The sequence below is a fragment of the Mycobacterium sp. 852002-10029_SCH5224772 genome (assembly GCF_001667315.1).
GTDB lineage: Bacteria > Actinomycetota > Actinomycetes > Mycobacteriales > Mycobacteriaceae > Mycobacterium.
In genome coordinates this window covers 150,863-167,986 of sequence record NZ_LZHT01000134.1, presented here as the reverse complement: position 1 = coordinate 167,986, position 17,124 = coordinate 150,863, and the positions used below count along the sequence as shown (strand labels likewise).

The 17,124-nt window shown below is 70.2% G+C and carries 4 protein-coding genes; all 4 read right to left on the bottom strand.

Features of this window, described 5'->3' with window-relative positions:
* Positions 1-5: 5 nt before the first annotated feature.
* The 4 genes from A5775_RS23530 to A5775_RS23515 all read right to left on the bottom strand — a co-directional run bounded on the left by A5775_RS23530 (position 6) and on the right by A5775_RS23515 (position 17,118).
* Entirely contained in the window at positions 6-1,067 is a 1,062-nt protein-coding gene (locus A5775_RS23530) for a type III polyketide synthase (protein WP_067257977.1), read from the bottom strand.
* Positions 1,068-1,227: 160 nt separating this feature from the next.
* Positions 1,228-4,335, bottom strand: a complete 3,108-nt coding sequence (locus tag A5775_RS23525; protein ID WP_067257974.1) for a type I polyketide synthase — start codon at positions 4,333-4,335, stop codon at positions 1,228-1,230.
* 2 nt (positions 4,336-4,337) lie between these two features.
* Positions 4,338-10,739 (bottom strand): type I polyketide synthase, encoded by a 6,402-nt coding sequence (locus A5775_RS23520; RefSeq protein ID WP_067257971.1) that lies wholly within the window; start codon positions 10,737-10,739, stop codon positions 4,338-4,340.
* Complete coding sequence (locus A5775_RS23515; protein ID WP_067257969.1) at positions 10,720-17,118, bottom strand: type I polyketide synthase; 6,399 nt, start codon at positions 17,116-17,118, stop codon at positions 10,720-10,722. The genes A5775_RS23520 and A5775_RS23515 overlap by 20 nt, the downstream gene beginning before the upstream one ends.
* Between the last annotated feature and the right edge of the window lie 6 nt (positions 17,119-17,124).

Sequence of the window (17,124 nt, the reverse complement as noted above, 5' to 3'; positions counted from 1 at the left end):
TGCGCTCAATGCCAGCGCAGCAGCACCAGTTCGGAACCGAAACCGGGGCCCGTCGCGAGCATCAGCCCCGGGCTGCCGGCGGGCGGCGGTTTGGCGATGGTGTCCCGCAGGATGTGCAGCACCGACGCCGATGAGAGGTTGGCGATCTCCCCGAGGGAGCGCCAGGTCAGCTCATGCGCCTCCGGCGGCAGCTCGAGGCACTTGGCGACGGTGTTGATGACTTTGGGGCCGCCGGGGTGAGTCACCCAGGCGCCGATGTCGTCCTTGGTCAGCTGGTGCGCGGCGAGGAACCTGCTCACGTCGTCGGCCAGGTACCGGTCGATGACGGCCGGCAGTTCTGGAGACATCACGAGTTGAATTCCGGCCGAGCCGATGTTCCAGCCCATGATGTGCAGCGATTCGGGGTACAGCCGGCTGCGCGAATCCAGGATGTCGGGTCCGGCCGAATTCAGTTGGGCGGCACGGCGGTCCCCGACAGCGACGACTGCGGCGGCGCCATCGCCGAACATCGCCGTCCCCACCAACCCCGAGACGGTCGGCCTGACTGCGGGGAACGTGAGCGAGCACAGTTCGACGGACACCAGGGCGGCGACGCCGTCGGGCGCGCCGCGCAGGTAATCGTGCAGCCTGCCCACGCCCGCCGCCCCGCCGGCGCAGCCCAGCCCGAACAGCGGCACCCGGCGCACGTCGGGGCGCAGGCCGAGACGCCCGACGATCCGGGCGTCGAGCGACGGCACCGCGATGCCGGTGACGGTCGTGGTGACGATCGTGTCGATGTCGTGCGGGTTCAGCCCCGCCTCGTCGAGGGAGCCCAGCAGCGCGTCGCAGCCCAGTTCCACGGCCTTGTCGATGAAGACCTCGTTGGCGTCACCGAAGTCGCTCAGCGAGTGGTACCGCTCGAGCGGCAGCACGAAGTGGCGGCTGTTGACCTTGGCGGCGGCATGCAAACGCCGGACGATCTCTTCGTGCTCCTTCAACGCGGGGAACTCGACGATGTGGTCGGTGATTTCGCGTTGGCTGTAGCGATGCGGCGGCAAAGCGCCGAACACACCCGCGATGACGCTCATGGTCTATCCTCTTGATTGCCAACCAGCTTAGATACGATTCCGCGTAATGCTGGAAGTTTATGCGGTCCGGTGGGGTCTTGCAAAAGTTTCATGTATTCAACACATGTCTCATTGATGCGCCGTTGTGTTCGCGTAATCAGGTCGGGCAGCGGGGAATTCGTCATTCGATGTCGTCGTCATCCGCCGAATTGAGGGCCATGGCGATTAACGCGTCGGGACTCAAAGAGTCGATGTCGTCACCGGTGACACGTGGATCGTTTGCGTCGGCGTCGGGTGCTTCCGGCATGCCGGCGAGTAAAAGGAGTTTGTTGAGCAATCCCGTCCTGCGAAGCTCGCGCACGGGAATCTTCCTCAACGCGGACCAGAGTTTTTCATCGTCTGATTCCTCGCGATCGTCATGAAGCAGTTGCCGGCGGAGATGATCGGCCAGCGCCATCGGGGTCGGGTAGTCGAAGATCAGCGTTCGCGACAACGCCGTCCCGGTATGGGTGGTGAGGCGGTTGCGCAATTCCACGCCGATCAGCGAGTCGAATCCGAGGTCTCCGAAGGCGCGGTCGGGATCGATGACGTGGCCGCCCGGATGTCCCAGCACCGCTGCCGCGTGCTCGCACACCAACTCGACCAGCACACGCCGCTGTTCGTCGCGCGCCAGTGCGTGCAGCCGTTGGGCCAAATCGGGTGAGCGTGTGGCGGTGGCGGCCGGTGTCCCCTCGGCTTCCCCTGATCCCGCAGGCCTGCCGCCCAGCCAAAACCTCTCTCGCGCAAAGCCATACGTCGGCAATTCGACGCGGCGGGGGTGCAGTCCGGCGAACACGCCCGCCCAATCGAGGCCGAGCCCGCGGGTGAACAATTGTCCGGCCGCGCCAAGGATCGATTCCGTCTCGGGGCGGTCCCTGGGCATGGTCGCCAGTGACACCGCCCGCTCGGCGCTCAGCGATTGGTCCACCGCGGCCGTCAGCGCCGTGCCCGGACCCAACTCCAGGAAGGTCGCGACGCCCGCCGTCTCGGCGGCGCGCACCCCCTCGAAGAAGCGCACCGGCTGACGCACATGCTCCACCCAGTATCCCGCCGACCCGTATCCGGCGTCGGCCAGTCGCCCGGTCAGATTCGACACCAGGCCGAATTGCGGTCGCCCCGTATCGATGTCGGCCGCCACCGCGTAAAACTCGTCGAGCATGGGCGCCATCAGAGGCGAATGAAACGCATGGGAGACCGCCAGCCGGTGCACGCGCCGACCCGTCTGCGCCAGCCGGTCCGCCAGCGTCCCGACCGGGGCCTGCTCACCGGAGAGCACAACCGAATGGGGGCCGTTGACCGCCGCGATGCTCACCCCGCCGTCCAGCAAGGGAGCCACCTCGGCCTCGCCGGCGCCGACCGCCACCATCACCCCGCCGGCCGGCAGCTGGGCCATCAGCCGGCCGCGGGCCGCCACCAGTCGCGCCGCATCCGGCAGCGTCAGCACCCCGGCGACATACGCCGCGGCGATCTCCCCCACCGAATGGCCCATCACCACATCCGGTGTGACACCGAACGATTGCCACAGCGCCGCCAGCGCGATCCCCAGCACGAACAACGCGGGCTGGGCAAATTCCGTGCTCTGCAACAACTCCGGCTCGGTGCCCCACATCACGTCGGTCAGCGGCAGCCGCACATGCCCGTCAACCGCCGCGGCGGCCTCATCGATGGCGCGGGCGAACACGTCGAACCGGTCATACAGTTGGCGCCCCATTCCCAACCACTGCGACCCCTGACCCGGAAAGACAAACGCCGTCTTGTCCGGCGACGTGGCCCGGCCCGCCACCAGACCCGAATGGGACTCCCCCGCCGCCAATGCTGCCAAACCCGTTGCCAGCGCCTCGCGATCGCCGCCCACCACTGCCGCGCGGTGCTCGAAGGACGCCCGGGTGCTGACCAACGACCACGCCACGTCGAGCGGGGTGAGATCACCTCGCTCGGCTACGTAGGCCGATAGCCGTTGCGCCTGATTGGTCAGCGCGCGCTCGGATCGGGCCGACAGCACCCACGGCACCGCGAGGCCTGAGTCCGGTGGGGCCGGGTCTGGTTGGGCGGGAGGCTGTTCCACGATGAGGTGCGCGTTGGTGCCGCCCATGCCGAACGAGGACACCCCGGCCCGCCGTGGGTGATCGGTGGACGGCCACGGCAGCGGTGTCGTATTGACTTGCAGTCCAAGGCGATTCAGATCGCTCTCGGGATCCGGTCCGGCATGGTTGAGGCTGGGTGGGATCGTCGAATGTTGGATCGCCAGGACGGCCTTGAGCAGGCCCGCCACCCCCGCGGCGCCGCCGGCGTGGCCGATGTTGGTCTTCACCGATCCCACCCACACCGCAGCGTCCGGGCGCCCGGCGAAAACCTCACCCAGCGCTTGGGCTTCGATCGCGTCACCGACCTTGGTTCCCGTGCCGTGGCCCTCGACGTAGTCGATGTCTCCTGCCTTGAGGCCGGCATCGGCGAGCGCGCGGCGGATCACGTCGGCCTCGCCGGGTGCCGACGGCACGGTCTGGCCCGCCGAGCTGCGCCCGGCGTTCGCCACGGCGCTGCCCCGAATGACAGCGTGGATGCGATCGCCGTCGTCGAGGGCCGCCGCCAAGGGCTTCAGCAGCACCAGCCCGGCGCCCTCACCGCGCACGTAACCGTCGGCGCGCCGATCGAAAGCGTAGGTGTGACCCGAGACCGACACGGCGCCGAATTCGCGTTCCAGCATGGCGATTTCGTCGGCCAGGTTGAGGTGCACCCCGCCGGCGATGGCCAGCGACGATTGCCCGGTGCGCACGCTTTCACATCCGAGGTGCACCGCCACCAGGGAAGACGACTGGCCGGAGTCGACGGTCATGCTCGGACCCTGCAGCCCGAAGGCATACGAGATCCTGTTGGCGATCATCGCCCGGCTGATGCCGGTGAACGTGTGGTGGTCGAGGTTGTCGGCGAGATCGCGCAGCGTCAGGGCGGCGTAGTCATCGGTCATCGCCCCCAGGTACACCGAGACCGGCTCGCCCCGCAGCGTTTCCGGCACCACGAAGGCGTCTTCGAACAGCTCCCAGGTCAGTTCGAGGGCCAATCGTTGGCGCGGATCCATCGCGCACGCCTCGCGCGGCGACAGGTTGAAGAAGTCGGCATCGAATTGCTCTGCTTCCCCGGCGAACTGGGTGTTTTCCTGTCCGTCGCGGATGAGCCGCCAGAAGGAGCCCGGGCCGGCGGCTCCGGGGAATTTGCATGCCAGCCCGATGATCGCAACGTCTGTCGATGGCAAGGTCAGGGGCCGGCTTCGTCATCGAGGATCGCGAAGAGTTGGCTCTCGGTGGCGGTGGCGAGGTCGTCGTCGAACGGGTCCTCGGGGTGCTCGGGCAGCGCGGTCGGTGTCGTCAGCAGGCCTTCGAGCCGGGCGACGAGCTGCGCGCGGTCACCGGGGCTCAGATCGGGCTGGCCGAGCAGTGTTTGCAGTTCCCGCGCAATGTCGTTGAAGCGGGCCATCCGATCGGGCGGCGCGGCCGCCGCGGTGACGGACGGCGTGGCGAGCTCGGTCTCGAGGTGTTCGGCCAGGGCGGTCGGCGTGGGGTGATCGAAGATCAGCGTGGGGGAAAGGGTGAGCCCGGTAGCGATTTTGAGTCGGTTGCGCAGTTCGACGGCGGTCAGCGAATCGAAACCGAGGTCGCCGAAGGCGTCGTCGGCGTTGACGTCCGCGGTGGTGTGCCCCAACACGGTGGCCGCGTTGCCGCAGACCAGTTCCACCAATTCGGCGTGACGCTGTTCGGGGCTCATGCCGTCCAGCCGCGCCCGCAGCCCAGTCAACGACACCATGTCGGTGTGCTCCAGGACCCGGCGGGCGTGGCGGGTGGCCAGCTGGCTCAGCAGCGGCGGCAGCGCGGCGCCGTGGTGAGCCAGCGCGCCCCTGTCGAGGCGGGTGCCCACCACCATGGGGTGCTCGCCCAGCAGCGCGGCATCCAACAGTTCCAGCGCCTGCCGGGTGGACAGCGCGCTCAGGCCGGCCCGGCTCATCCTCGCCCTGTCGACCTCCCCGAGGTGTTGCGTCATCGCCGACGGCTCTTCCCACATTCCCCAGGCCACCGACAATCCCGGCAGCCCGTGCGCGTGGCGATGGATTGCCAGCGCGTCGAGGAAGCTGTTGGCCGCCGCATAGTTGCCCTGGCCCGGCGCACCCACGATCCCGGCCATCGACGAAAAGACCACGAAGGCAGAGAGATCCAGTCCGTTGGTCAGCTCGTGCAGGTTCCAGGCGCCGTCGACCTTGGCGCGCAGCACCGCATCGATGCGCGCCGGCGTCAATGACCCGACCACCGCGTCGTCGATCACTCCCGCGGCGTGGAACACCGACCGCAGCGGGTACTGCGACGGCACCCGTGCCAGCAGGGCCGCCATCGCCTCCCTGTCGCCGACATCGCAGGCCGCCACCGTCACCGAGGCCCCCGCATCGCGCAATTCGGCGGCCAGCTCGGCCATTCCGGCCGCCTGTTCCCCGCTGCGGCTGACCAGCATCACGTGGGGCACCCGGTGCCGCTCGACGAGGTGGCGGGCGACCGCCGAGCCCGCCATGCCGGTGCCGCCGGTGACCAGCGCGGTTCCGCCGGCCAGTCCCGCGGGACCGTCCGGCATGGTGAGCACGACCTTGCCGATGTGGCGGGCCTGGCTGACAAACCGGTAGGCGTCGGCGGCGCAACGCGCGTCAAAAGCCTTGACGGGCAACGGCGCCAAGACGCCGGCGGCGAACAACCCCATCAGCTCGGCCAGCATGTCCGCGATGCGATCCGGGCCGGCCTCCATCAGATCGAACGCGCGATACACCACCCCGGGATGGGCCTGCGCGACGACATGCGGGTCGCGCAGATCGGTCTTGCCCATCTCGATGAAACGACCTCCGGGGCCCAACAGCCGCAATGACGCATCGTTGAAATCACCGGCCAGGGAGTTGAGTACCACGTCCATGCCGCCGGTGCCTGCGAACTTCTGCCCGAACTCCAGCGTCCGCGAATCCGCGATGTGCGCGTCGTCGAATCCCATGGCGCGCAGCGTGTCCCACTTCCCACGGCTGGCCGTGGCGAACACCTCCGCACCCCAATGCCGGGCCAATTGTACGGCGGCCATGCCCACCCCGCCGGTGGCCGCGTGCACCAGCACCCGCTGGCCTGCCCGCAGCCCGGCCAGCACCGACAGCCCGTAGTATGCCGTCAGAAACACCACCGGCACGCCCGCGGCTCGCGCCATCGACCAGCCCCGCGGCACCCGCGTCACTAACCGGTGATCGACGGTGGCCTGCGAGCCCGCCAGCCCGAATATGCCCATCACGGCGTCACCGACGGCTAAATCCCTCACGCCGGAACCGAGTTCGGTCACAATGCCGGCACCCTCGGCGCCCAACTGTGCCGCGCCCGGGTACATGCCGAGCGCCACCAGCACATCCCGGAAATTCACCCCGGCCGCGGCCACCGTCACCCGGACCTGACCGGCCTCCAGCTCCGGCGGCGGGTACTGCTGCACCGCCAGCTCCTCCAGCGTCCCGGCGTCCCCGGCGGCCAGCCGCCACACCGACGGCGGCTCGGGCAATCCCAACAGCGCCCGCCGGCTGGCCGGTTTCAACCGGGCGCTGTAGGCGACGCCGTCGCGCACCACCAATTGCGGTTCGCCACAACCGATGACCGTCGCGACGTCCAGCGATCCATCGGTATCGACCAGCACCACGCGGCCCGGGTGCTCGGCCTGCGCCGAGCGCACCAGCCCCCACACGGCCGCGCCGGCCAGGTCCGTGACATCTTCGCCGGCAAGCGCGACCGCCCCGCGGGTAGCCACCACCAAAGTTCCGACGGCATCACCGGTCAGCCACGACTGCAGGACGTCAAGCACCTGGTGGGTGGCCGCGTAGACCGCGGTGACCGCAGCGCCGGGCGGCGGCTCCCATACCGTGGTGTTCTCGCCCCCGTCGTTGTCCGGCTGAGAGACGGGCTGTGAAACCGGCGACCACACCACGTCCAGGAGTTCGCCGCTCCCGGAGCGGGCCGCCACCGCCGCGGTCAATTGCTCGGCCGACACGGCGCGCGTCACCAGCTCCCGCACCGACAGCACCGGCAGACCCGACGCATCGGCCAGGTCGACCGATACGGCACCGGTGCCGACCGGCGCCAGCCGCACCCGGACCCGCGACGCTCCGGCCGCGTACAGGCTCACGCCCTGCCAGGAGAACGGCAACACGGTCTCGATCCGCTCGTCGGCCACCCCGAGCGCGTGCAACGCCGCGTCCAGCACCACCGGGTGGATGCCGAAGCCACCGGCCGCGACTCCGGGCTGCTGCGGAAGTTCGACCTCGGCGAAAGTCTCGGTCCCCCGCCGCCATACGGCCCGCAACCCCTGAAAGGCCGGGCCGTAGCCGTAGCCTCGGGCGGCCAAGTCCTCGTACGCGCCGGCCACGTTCACCGCGTCCGCGCCGGCGGGCGGCCACACCGACAAATCCTCTACCGGGTCGGCCGCGCCGTCGCTCAGCAGGCCTTCGGCGTGCAACGTCCAATCCGATTGCGCAACACGCGAATACACGGATACCGGCCGCGATCCCGTCTCGCCGGCCGCGTCCACCACCACCTGGAGCTGTACCACCTCGCCCGCCGGGATCGCCGGAACCACCAGTGGCGCCGACAGAGTGAGCTCTTGGATCACCGAGCAGCCGACTTCGTCACCTGCCCGCAACGCCAGCTCCACGAAGCCCGCCCCCGGAAACAGCACGGTGCCGGCCACCGCGTGGTCGGCCAGCCACGGTTGAGCTGCCGTGGACAGCCGGCCGGTCAACACCACACCGCCGGAATCCGGCCGGTCCACGACCGCGCCCAGCAGCGCATGCTGGGCCTCGGTCAAACCCAGACTGGCGATGTTCGCCGAACCCACCGAATCGCTCGACAGCCAAAACCGGCGTCGTACAAAGGCGTACGTCGGCAGCTCGATCCGGCGGGGGTTCACCCCGGTGAACGCCGCGGACCAGTCCACGTCCGCACCGGTCACGAACAGCTGTGCGGCCGCCGACAGCAGCGAGTCGACCTCGGGGCGGCCCTTGGCCATTGACACCACCGAAATCGCGCGGTCCGTCGTCAGGGATTGGTCCACCGCGGCCGTCAAGGCCGCACCGGGACCGACCTCCAGAAACACACCGGCGCCCAGGGATTCGGCCAGCTGCACACCGTCGACGAACCGCACCGGCTTGCGGACATGGTCAACCCAGTACGCGACCGACCCATAGCCGGGGCCGGCGAGCTGCCCGGTCAGGTTGGACACCAGCGCGATCCGCGGTTCGTGTGCCGACACGTCGGCCGCCAGCGCGGAGAAGTCCGCCATCATGGGCTCCATCAGCGCGGAGTGGAACGCGTGCGAGACCGCCAGCTGCCGCACCCGCGCGCCGCCACCCGCCAGCCGATCCGTGACCACCCGGACCGCGGATTCCGAACCCGAAAGCACCAGCGAGCGTGGGCCGTTCACCGCGGCGATGCCGACATCGCCGTTCAGCAGCGGAACCACCTCCGCCTCGGTGGCGGTCACGGCCATCATCACCCCGCCGGACGGCAACTGCGCCATCAGCCGGCCCCGGGCCGCCACCAGTCGTGCCGCATCGGGTAACGACAGCGCTCCCGCCACGCACGCCGCGGCGATCTCGCCTACCGAATGACCGATCACCACATCCGGCGTGACGCCCAGGGATTCCCACAGCGCGGCCAACGCGATCTCCAGCACGAATAGCGCCGGCTGGGCAAATTCGGTGCTCTGCAACAACTCCGCGTCGGTACCCCACATCACCTCGCGCAGCGGCAGCCGGGAATGGGCGTCCACCGCGGCCACGGCCTCGTCAAAGGCCCGGGCGAACACGGGAAATCGTTCGTACCAGCCCGCGCCCATGCCCAGCCACTGCGAACCCTGACCGGGAAACACGAACACGCGCTTGCCCAACGAGCGGGTGCGCCCGGCGATCACGCCCGGGCCCGGCGCACCGGACGCCACCCCCGTCAGCCCCGCCATCAGGCCCTCACGATCGGCGCCGACCAGCACCGCGCGGTGGTCGAACGCCGCCCGGGTCGTTGCCAGTGACCAGCCCACGTCCATCGCCGGCACACCCGGGCCGGAACCCAGGCGATCCAGCAGCCGTTGCGCCTGACCGGCCAGGGCGTCGGCCGACCGAGCCGAAACCACCCACGGCACAACAGGATTCGAACCGTCCCTCGCGGGCGCGTCGTCCTCCTCTGGGACCAGCTCGGCGGGGGCCTGCTCCACGATCACGTGGGCGTTGGTGCCGCTGATCCCAAAGGACGAGACACCCGCCCGCCGCAGCCCGCCGTCATCCGGCCACGGTCGCGGTTCGGTCAGCAACGACACCGCGCCGGCCGACCAGTCCACGTGCGGCGACGGGATGTCCACGTGCAGCGTCTTGGGCATCACCCCGTGCCGCATCGCCTGGATCATCTTGATCACGCCGGCCACCCCCGCCGCGGCCGAGGTGTGGCCGATGTTGGATTTGATCGATCCCAACCACAGCGGCCGGTCCGTCGGGCGGTCCTGCCCGTACGTCGCCAGCAGGGCTTGCGCCTCGATCGGGTCCCCGAGCACCGTCCCCGTCCCGTGTCCCTCCACCACATCCACGTCCGCCGCCGTCAATCCGGCGTTGGCCAATGCCGCCCGGATGACCCGCTGCTGTGACGGCCCGTTGGGTGCGGTCAAACCGTTGGACGCGCCGTCCTGGTTCACCGCGGTGCCCCGCAGCACCGCCAACACCGGATGCCCGAGGCGCCGGGCATCGGCCAGGCGCTCCAGCACCAGCACACCCGCGCCTTCGGACCACGAAGTCCCGTCCGCCGCACCGGCATACACCTTGCAGCGACCATCGGGCGCCAGTGCGCGCTGCCGGCTGAACTCGACGAACGCCGCGGGGGTGGCCATGACCGTCACGCCCCCGGCCAACGCAAGATCGCATTCGCCGGACCGCAACGACTGCGCGGCCAGATGCATGGAGACCAACGAGGACGAACAGGCGGTGTCCACCGACACCGCGGGGCCTTCCAGCCCCAACACGTACGACACCCGACCCGAGGCGACGCTCAGGGTCGAGCCGGTCAGGCCGTAGCCCTCCAGCTCGCCCTTCACCTCGCCGCCGTATCCGGCATGAATGACGCCGGCGAACACACCGGTCGCCGTGCCGCGCAACGCCAACGGGTCAATTCCCGCGCGCTCCAACGCCTCCCAGCAGATCTCCAGCATCATCCGCTGCTGGGGGTCCATGGCCAGCGCCTCGCTGGGCCCGACGCCGAAGAATCCGGCATCGAAGTCACCCGCGTCCTGCAGGAAGCTGCCCTGCCGGGTGTACATCTTTCCTTTCGCGTCCGGGTCCGGGTCGTACAGACCCTCGACGTCCCAGCCACGGTCGACCGGAAAGTCCGATAGCGTGTCCCGGCCCTCGATCACCAACTCCCACAGGGCTTCTGGCGTGTCCACCCCACCGGCGTAGCGGCAGGCCATGCCGACCACCGCCACCGGTTCAAAGAGCTGGCCCTCTAGCTCCGCGACGCGCCGCCGGGTACGCCTGAGGTCCGCGGTGAGGCGTTTCAGGTAGTCGACGTGCTGCGCGGTGCCCGGCATCGTTGCTTCGGGCGGGGTGTCAGCGGCCGAGTTCTTCATCGAGGATCGCAAAGAGTTGGCTTTCGGTGGCGGCATCGAGGTCGTCGTCGAGGTGTTCGGAGTCGGGCGGGTCGGCGGGCGGTAGGGCGCTGAGCAGGGTGTGGATGCGGGCCCGCAGCACCGACCTGTCCTCGGCATTCCAGTCGGGCGCGCCGAGCAGCGCCTGCAGTTCGCGGGTGATGTCGTTGACGCGCGCCATCAGGTTCGGCTGGTCGCCGGCGTCGGTGCCGGCCAGTTGCGTGTCCAGGTGTCCGGCCAGCACGGTGGGTGTGGGGTAGTCGAAGATCAGGGTCGGCGAAAGGGTAAGGCCCGTCGCGTTTTTGAGTCGGTTGCGCAGCTCGACGGCGGTCAGCGAATCGAAGCCGAGCTCCTGGAACGCGCGGCCGACGTTGATGTCGGCCGGGTTGGGCACCCCCAGCACCATCGCGGCGTTGCCGCGAACCAGGTCGACCAACTCGCGCTGGCGGGCCTCGGCATTCAAGCCGTGCAGGCGTGCGGTGAGACCGGTCATCGACGCGGCGGCGTCCGTGTCGTCGACGACGCGCCGGGTCGGGCCGGCGGCGAGCTCGGACAGCAGCGGCGGCAGGGCGGCGACGTTGTCCGACAGCGCAGCCCGGTCCAGGCGGGCGGCCACCAGCACCGGGTTGTCGACCAGCATCGCGGCGTCGAACGCCGCCAAGGCCTGCTCGGTGGACAGCGGGGCCAGCCCGATCCTGCTCATCCGGGCCTTGTCCCGGTCACCGAGGTGTGCGGTCATCGCCGACGCCTGCTCCCACAGCCCCCAGGCCAGCGACAGCCCGGCGAGGCCGTGGGCACGCCGATAGGCGACCAACCCGTCGAGGAAACTGTTGGCCGCCGCGTAGTTGGCCTGCCCCGGCGTTCCCACGATGCCCGCCATCGACGAAAACACCATGAACGCAGACAAATCCAGCTCCTTGGTGAGCTGGTGCAGGTTCCACGCCCCGTCGACCTTGGCCCGCAGCACCGCGTCCACCCGATCCGGGGTCAGCGAAGAGATCAACCCGTCGTCGAGAATCCCGGCGGCATGGACGATACCGCGCAGCGGATACTGCGCCGGTATCCCCGCCAGCATCGCCGCCACCGCGTCGGAATCGGCCACGTCGCAGGCCTGGACCGACACCTGAGCGCCGGCCCGCTGCAACCCGGCCACCAATTCGGCGATCCCGGCCGCATCCGCGCCGGCACGGCTGACCAGCACCACGTGGGCCACCCGGTAGCGGTCGACAAGGTGACGTGCCAGCGCCGAACCGGCCATCCCGGTGCCGCCGGTGATCACCACGGTGCTCCCCGCCAGCCCGCCGGCGCACCCGCTGAGCACCTCGCCGGGTCCCGACGGAACGGTCAGCGCGACCTTGCCGATGTGGCGGGCCTGGCTGACGTAGCGGTAGGCCGCCGAGGCGCATCGAACGTCGAACGTCTTCTGCGGCAACGGTGTCAGGATCCCGTCCGCCAACAGTTCCACGATCTCGGCCAGCATGGCCGCGGTGCGGTCGGGCCCGGCCTCCATCAGGTCGAAGGCCCGGTATTGGGCGCCGCGATACCGTTCGGCGACGAGGTGCGGATCCCGGACGTCGGTCTTGCCCATCTCGATGAACCGCCCGCCGGGGGCCAACAGCCGCAGCGACGCGTCGGTGAAGTCGCCGGCCAAAGAATTGAGCACGACATCGAAGCCGCGGTCGCCCGCGACCGCACGGAACTTCTCCTCGAACTCGAGCGTGCGCGAATCCCCGATGTGATCGTCGTCGAACGCCATCGCGCGCAAGGTATCCCACTTGCCGCGGCTGGCGGTGACGAACACCTCCGCACCCCAGTGCCGCGCCAGCTGCACCGCGGCCATGCCCACTCCCCCGGTGGCGGTGTGCACCAACACACGCTCCCCGGCGCGCAGCCCCGCCAGCACCGACAACCCGTACAGCGCCGTCAGGAACACCACCGGCACACCGGCGGCCGAAACCAGGGACATGCCCTCAGGCACCGGTGTCACCACTCGGTGATCCACCACCGCCTCGGAGCCGACGACCCCCAGCAACCCCATCACCGGATCACCGACCGCCAGCCCGGCCACGTCGGGCGCAACCTCGACGACGACGCCGGCGCCCTCGGCGCCCAACTGGCCGCCGCCGGGATACATGCCCAGGGCCACCAGCACGTCGCGGAAGTTGACGCCGACGGCGGCCACCGCCACCCGCACCTGTCCGGCGGCCAGGTCCACCCGTGGGGACGGACTCACCACCACGTCCTGCAGCGTGCCCTCGCCGCCGGCGTCCAACCGCCAGCCACCGGCCGGGAGACTGGCCGCCGAGTCCGCTCGCACCGGCCGCAGCCGGGCCGCGTACGCCGCGCCCCGGCGAATCACCACTTGCGGTTCACCGCAACCGATTACCGCCTGGGCATCCAGCGACCCATCGGAGTCGACCAGCACCATCCGGCCCGGGTGCTCGGCCTGTGCCGAGCGCACCAGGCCCCACACCGCGGCGCCGGCCAGGTCCGAAACGTCCTCACCGGCAAGCGCCACCGCCCCGCGGGTCTGCACGGCCAGCACCCCGCCGCCGTCGGAGCGCAACCACGACTGCAGCACCTCCAAGGCCTCGGCGGCCGCCGCGTGCACCGACTTCACCACGCCGCCACCATGATTGGCCAGCTCCCACAACGAGACCTCGGCGCCGTCGCTCTCGCCTCCCAGCGGGATCGGTGTCCAGGTCACGTCGAGCAATCCGTGGGCGGCCGAACGCGGCGCGGGCGCCGCCGCGGCCGTCAACCGCTCGGCGGAGACCGGAAGCATGGCCAAGGACCCCACCGACAGCAGCGGCAACCCCGCACCGTCGGCCAATTCCACCGAGACCGCCCCGGCGCCGGCCGGCGCGATCCGAACCCGTGCCCGCGCAGCGCCCGACGCGTGCAGCGACACACCCTGCCAGGAGAACGGCAACACAGTCTGGCCTTGCTCGCCGGCGACGCCGATCGCGTGCAGCGCGGCGTCGAGCAGCACGGGATGAATTCCGAAGCCGCCGTCCTGCGCGGCGGCCTCGGCTTCGGCGGGGACGGCGATCTCGGCGAAGACCTCATCCCCGCGCTGCCACATCGCCCGCAACCCCTGGAATGCGCGGCCGTATGCGTAGCCCCGCCCCGCGAGGCGCGCATAGGCATCGCCGACGTCGACCGCGGTCGCACCGACGGGCGGCCACATCGAGAGGTCCGCGCCCGGCGTCACCGCCCCCGGCCGCAGCAGGCCCTCGGCATGCAGCGCCCAGTCCGAATCCTGTTGCTCGGCAGAAGAATACACCGACAGCCGGCGCCGCCCCGACTCGTCGGGCGCGCCGACGACCACTTGCACCTGCACACCGCCGGCGGCGGGTAGCACCAACGGCGCCGACAACGTCAACTCCTCGAGCACCCCGCAGCCGACCTCGTCCCCCGCCCGGATCGCCAGCTCGACGAACCCCGCGCCCGGGAACAACACGGTCTCGCCCACCGCGTGATCGGCCAGCCACGGGTGGGCGGCCGTCGACAACCGGCCCGTCAATACCACACCACCGGAGTCGGGCCGCCGCATCACCGCGCCGAGCAGTCCGTGGTCGGCGCGGTCGAGCCCCAGGGTGGCGACGTCATGCGATCCCGTCGAGCCACCCGGAAGCCAAAAGCGTTGCCGCACAAACCCGTAGGTCGGCAGGTCGACGCGCCGGCCACCCAGGCCGGCGAAGGCGGCACGCCAGTCCACGCCCACGCCGGCAACAAAGGCCTGCCCGGCCGAGAGCCAGAAGCGGTCCACGCCGCCGTCGTCGCGGCCCAACGACGGGATGACGCAGCCCTGCTCGCTGTCGGGCATTGTCTCTTCGACGGCGGCCATCAGCACCGGATGCGGGCTGGATTCGATGAACGCCTGATAGCCCGCCTCGCAGGCGCTGCGTACCGCCCGCTCGAATTGCACCGTTTGCCGGATGCTGCGGAACCAGTAGTCGGCGTTCAATCCCGCGGTGTCCATGAGCTCACCGGTCACGGTGGAGAAGAACGCGACCGAAGACGACCGCGGCGCAAGGCCGTTCAGCGCCTCGGCGAGCGGCTCGCGGATCGCATCCACCTGGACGGAATGCGAGGCGTAGTCGACGTCGATGCGGCGGGCGCGAATGTTGTCGGCTTCACACCGTTGCGTCAGTTCGGTCAGCGCATCCACCTCACCGGACACCACCACCGCCGAAACACCGTTGACGGTGGCGATATTGAGCCGGTCACCCCACGCCGCGATCAGCTGCTCGGCGCGCGGCCGGCCGCAGGCCAGCGAGACCATGCCGCCGCGGCCCGACAACCCCACCAGCAGCCGGCTGCGCAATGCGACCACCCGGGCGGCATCTTCGAGCGACAGGGCTCCCGCCACATACGCCGCCGCGATCTCGCCCTGCGAATGACCGATCACCGCATCGGGAGTCACGCCCACCGTGCGCCACAACTCGGCCAGCGACACCATGACCGCCCACAGCGCCGGCTGCACCACGTCCACCCGGTCCAGTCCGGGCGCGCCCGGCGCGCCGCGGATGACGTCGATCAGCGACCAGTCGACGTGTTCGGCGAGCGCGCCGGCGCATCGGTGCAGGTGCTCGGCGAATACCGCCGAGCTGTCCAGCAATTGGGCGCCCATGCCGGCCCATTGCGAACCCTGACCGGGGAACACGAACACCGTCTTGCCGGGCGACTGTGCCCGGCCCGCCGTGACGCCGGCGCCCTGCTCACCGGCCGCCAATTCGGCCAGCCCGCGCAGCAGTTGCGCGCCGTTGGCGCCCACGATCACCGCCCGGTGCTCGAAGCGCGACCGCGTCGAGATCAGCGACCAGCCCACGTCCACCACCCGCAGCGCGGGATGGGCCTTCACGTGCGCCAGCAGCCGCGCCGCCTGGCTCGCCAGCGCGTCGGCCGAACGGGCCGAGAGCACCCAGGGCACTACCACGTCATCGCCTGGGGGCGGAGCGCTTTCGGGCTCCGGTGCATATTGCTCAACGATGACGTGCGCGTTGGTGCCGCTGATGCCGAACGACGAGACACCCGCGCGGCGCGGCCGATCCACCGTGGGCCAGGACCGCGGCTCCGTCAGCAGCGACACCGCCCCGGCCGACCAATCCACGTGCGGCGTCGGCTCATCCACGTGCAACGTCTTGGGCATCACGCCGTGGCGGACCGCCTGCACCATCTTGATCACCCCGCCGGCGCCGGCCGCGGCCGAGGTGTGACCCATGTTGGATTTGATCGACCCCAACCACAGCGGCTCATCCGCCGGCCGGCCCTGCCCGTAGGTCGCCAAAAGCGCCTGGGCCTCAATCGGATCCCCCAGCATGGTGCCCGTCCCATGCCCCTCCACCAGATCCACGTCCGCGGTCCCCAGCCGCGCGTTGGCCAGCGCCGCCCGGATCACCCGTTGTTGCGACGGCCCGTTGGGTGTCGCCAGCCCGTTGGACGCGCCGTCCTGGTTCACCGCGGAGCCCCGCACGACCGCCAGCACCGGATGCCCCAGCCGGCGCGCATCCGCCAGCCGTTCCAGCACTAGCACACCGACGCCTTCGGAAAATCCGGTGCCGTCGGCCGCGCCCGCGTACGCCTTGCACCGACCGTCGGCGGCCAGCGCGCGCTGCCGGCTGAATTCGATGAACATCGCCGGTGTGGCCATCACTGTCACGCCGCCGGCCAGCGCCAGATCGCATTCACCGGAACGCAACGACTGCGCCGCCAAATGCAGGGCCACCAGCGACGACGAACACGCCGTGTCCACCGAGACGGCCGGGCCCTCCAGCCCCAGCGAGTAGGCCACCCGCCCCGAGGCCACACTCAGCGTCGAGCCGCGCAGGCCGTACCGCTCCAAGTGTCCCGGCACCCGGCCCTGACCCCCGTAGGAGCCGTGGAATATCCCGGCGAACACGCCGGTCGGCGAACCGCGCAGGGCGACGGGATCAATTCCGGCCCGCTCCAACGCCTCCCACGACACCTCGAGCAGCAGACGCTGCTGCGGGTCCATCGCCAGCGCCTCGCTGGGGGCGATCCCGAAGAAGGCGGCATCGAAATCGCCCACGTCCGAAAGGAATCCGCCGCACCGCGCATACGACTTTCCGACGGCGTCGGGATCCGCATCGAACAGCCCGGCCAAGCTCCAGCCGCGGTCCGCCGGAAATTCCGAGACCACGTCGCGGCCCTCAACCACCATCTCCCACAAGGCCTCGGGCGAATCCACCCCACCGGGATAGCGACAGCCCATGCCCACCACCGCCACGGGTTCGGTGGCGGCAGCAAGGTATTGGCGGTTCTCGCGCTTGAGGCGCTCGGTTTCCTTCAGCGATTGGCGAAGGGCCCGGACGAGCTCTTCGGTGTTGCCGTTCATCGAACG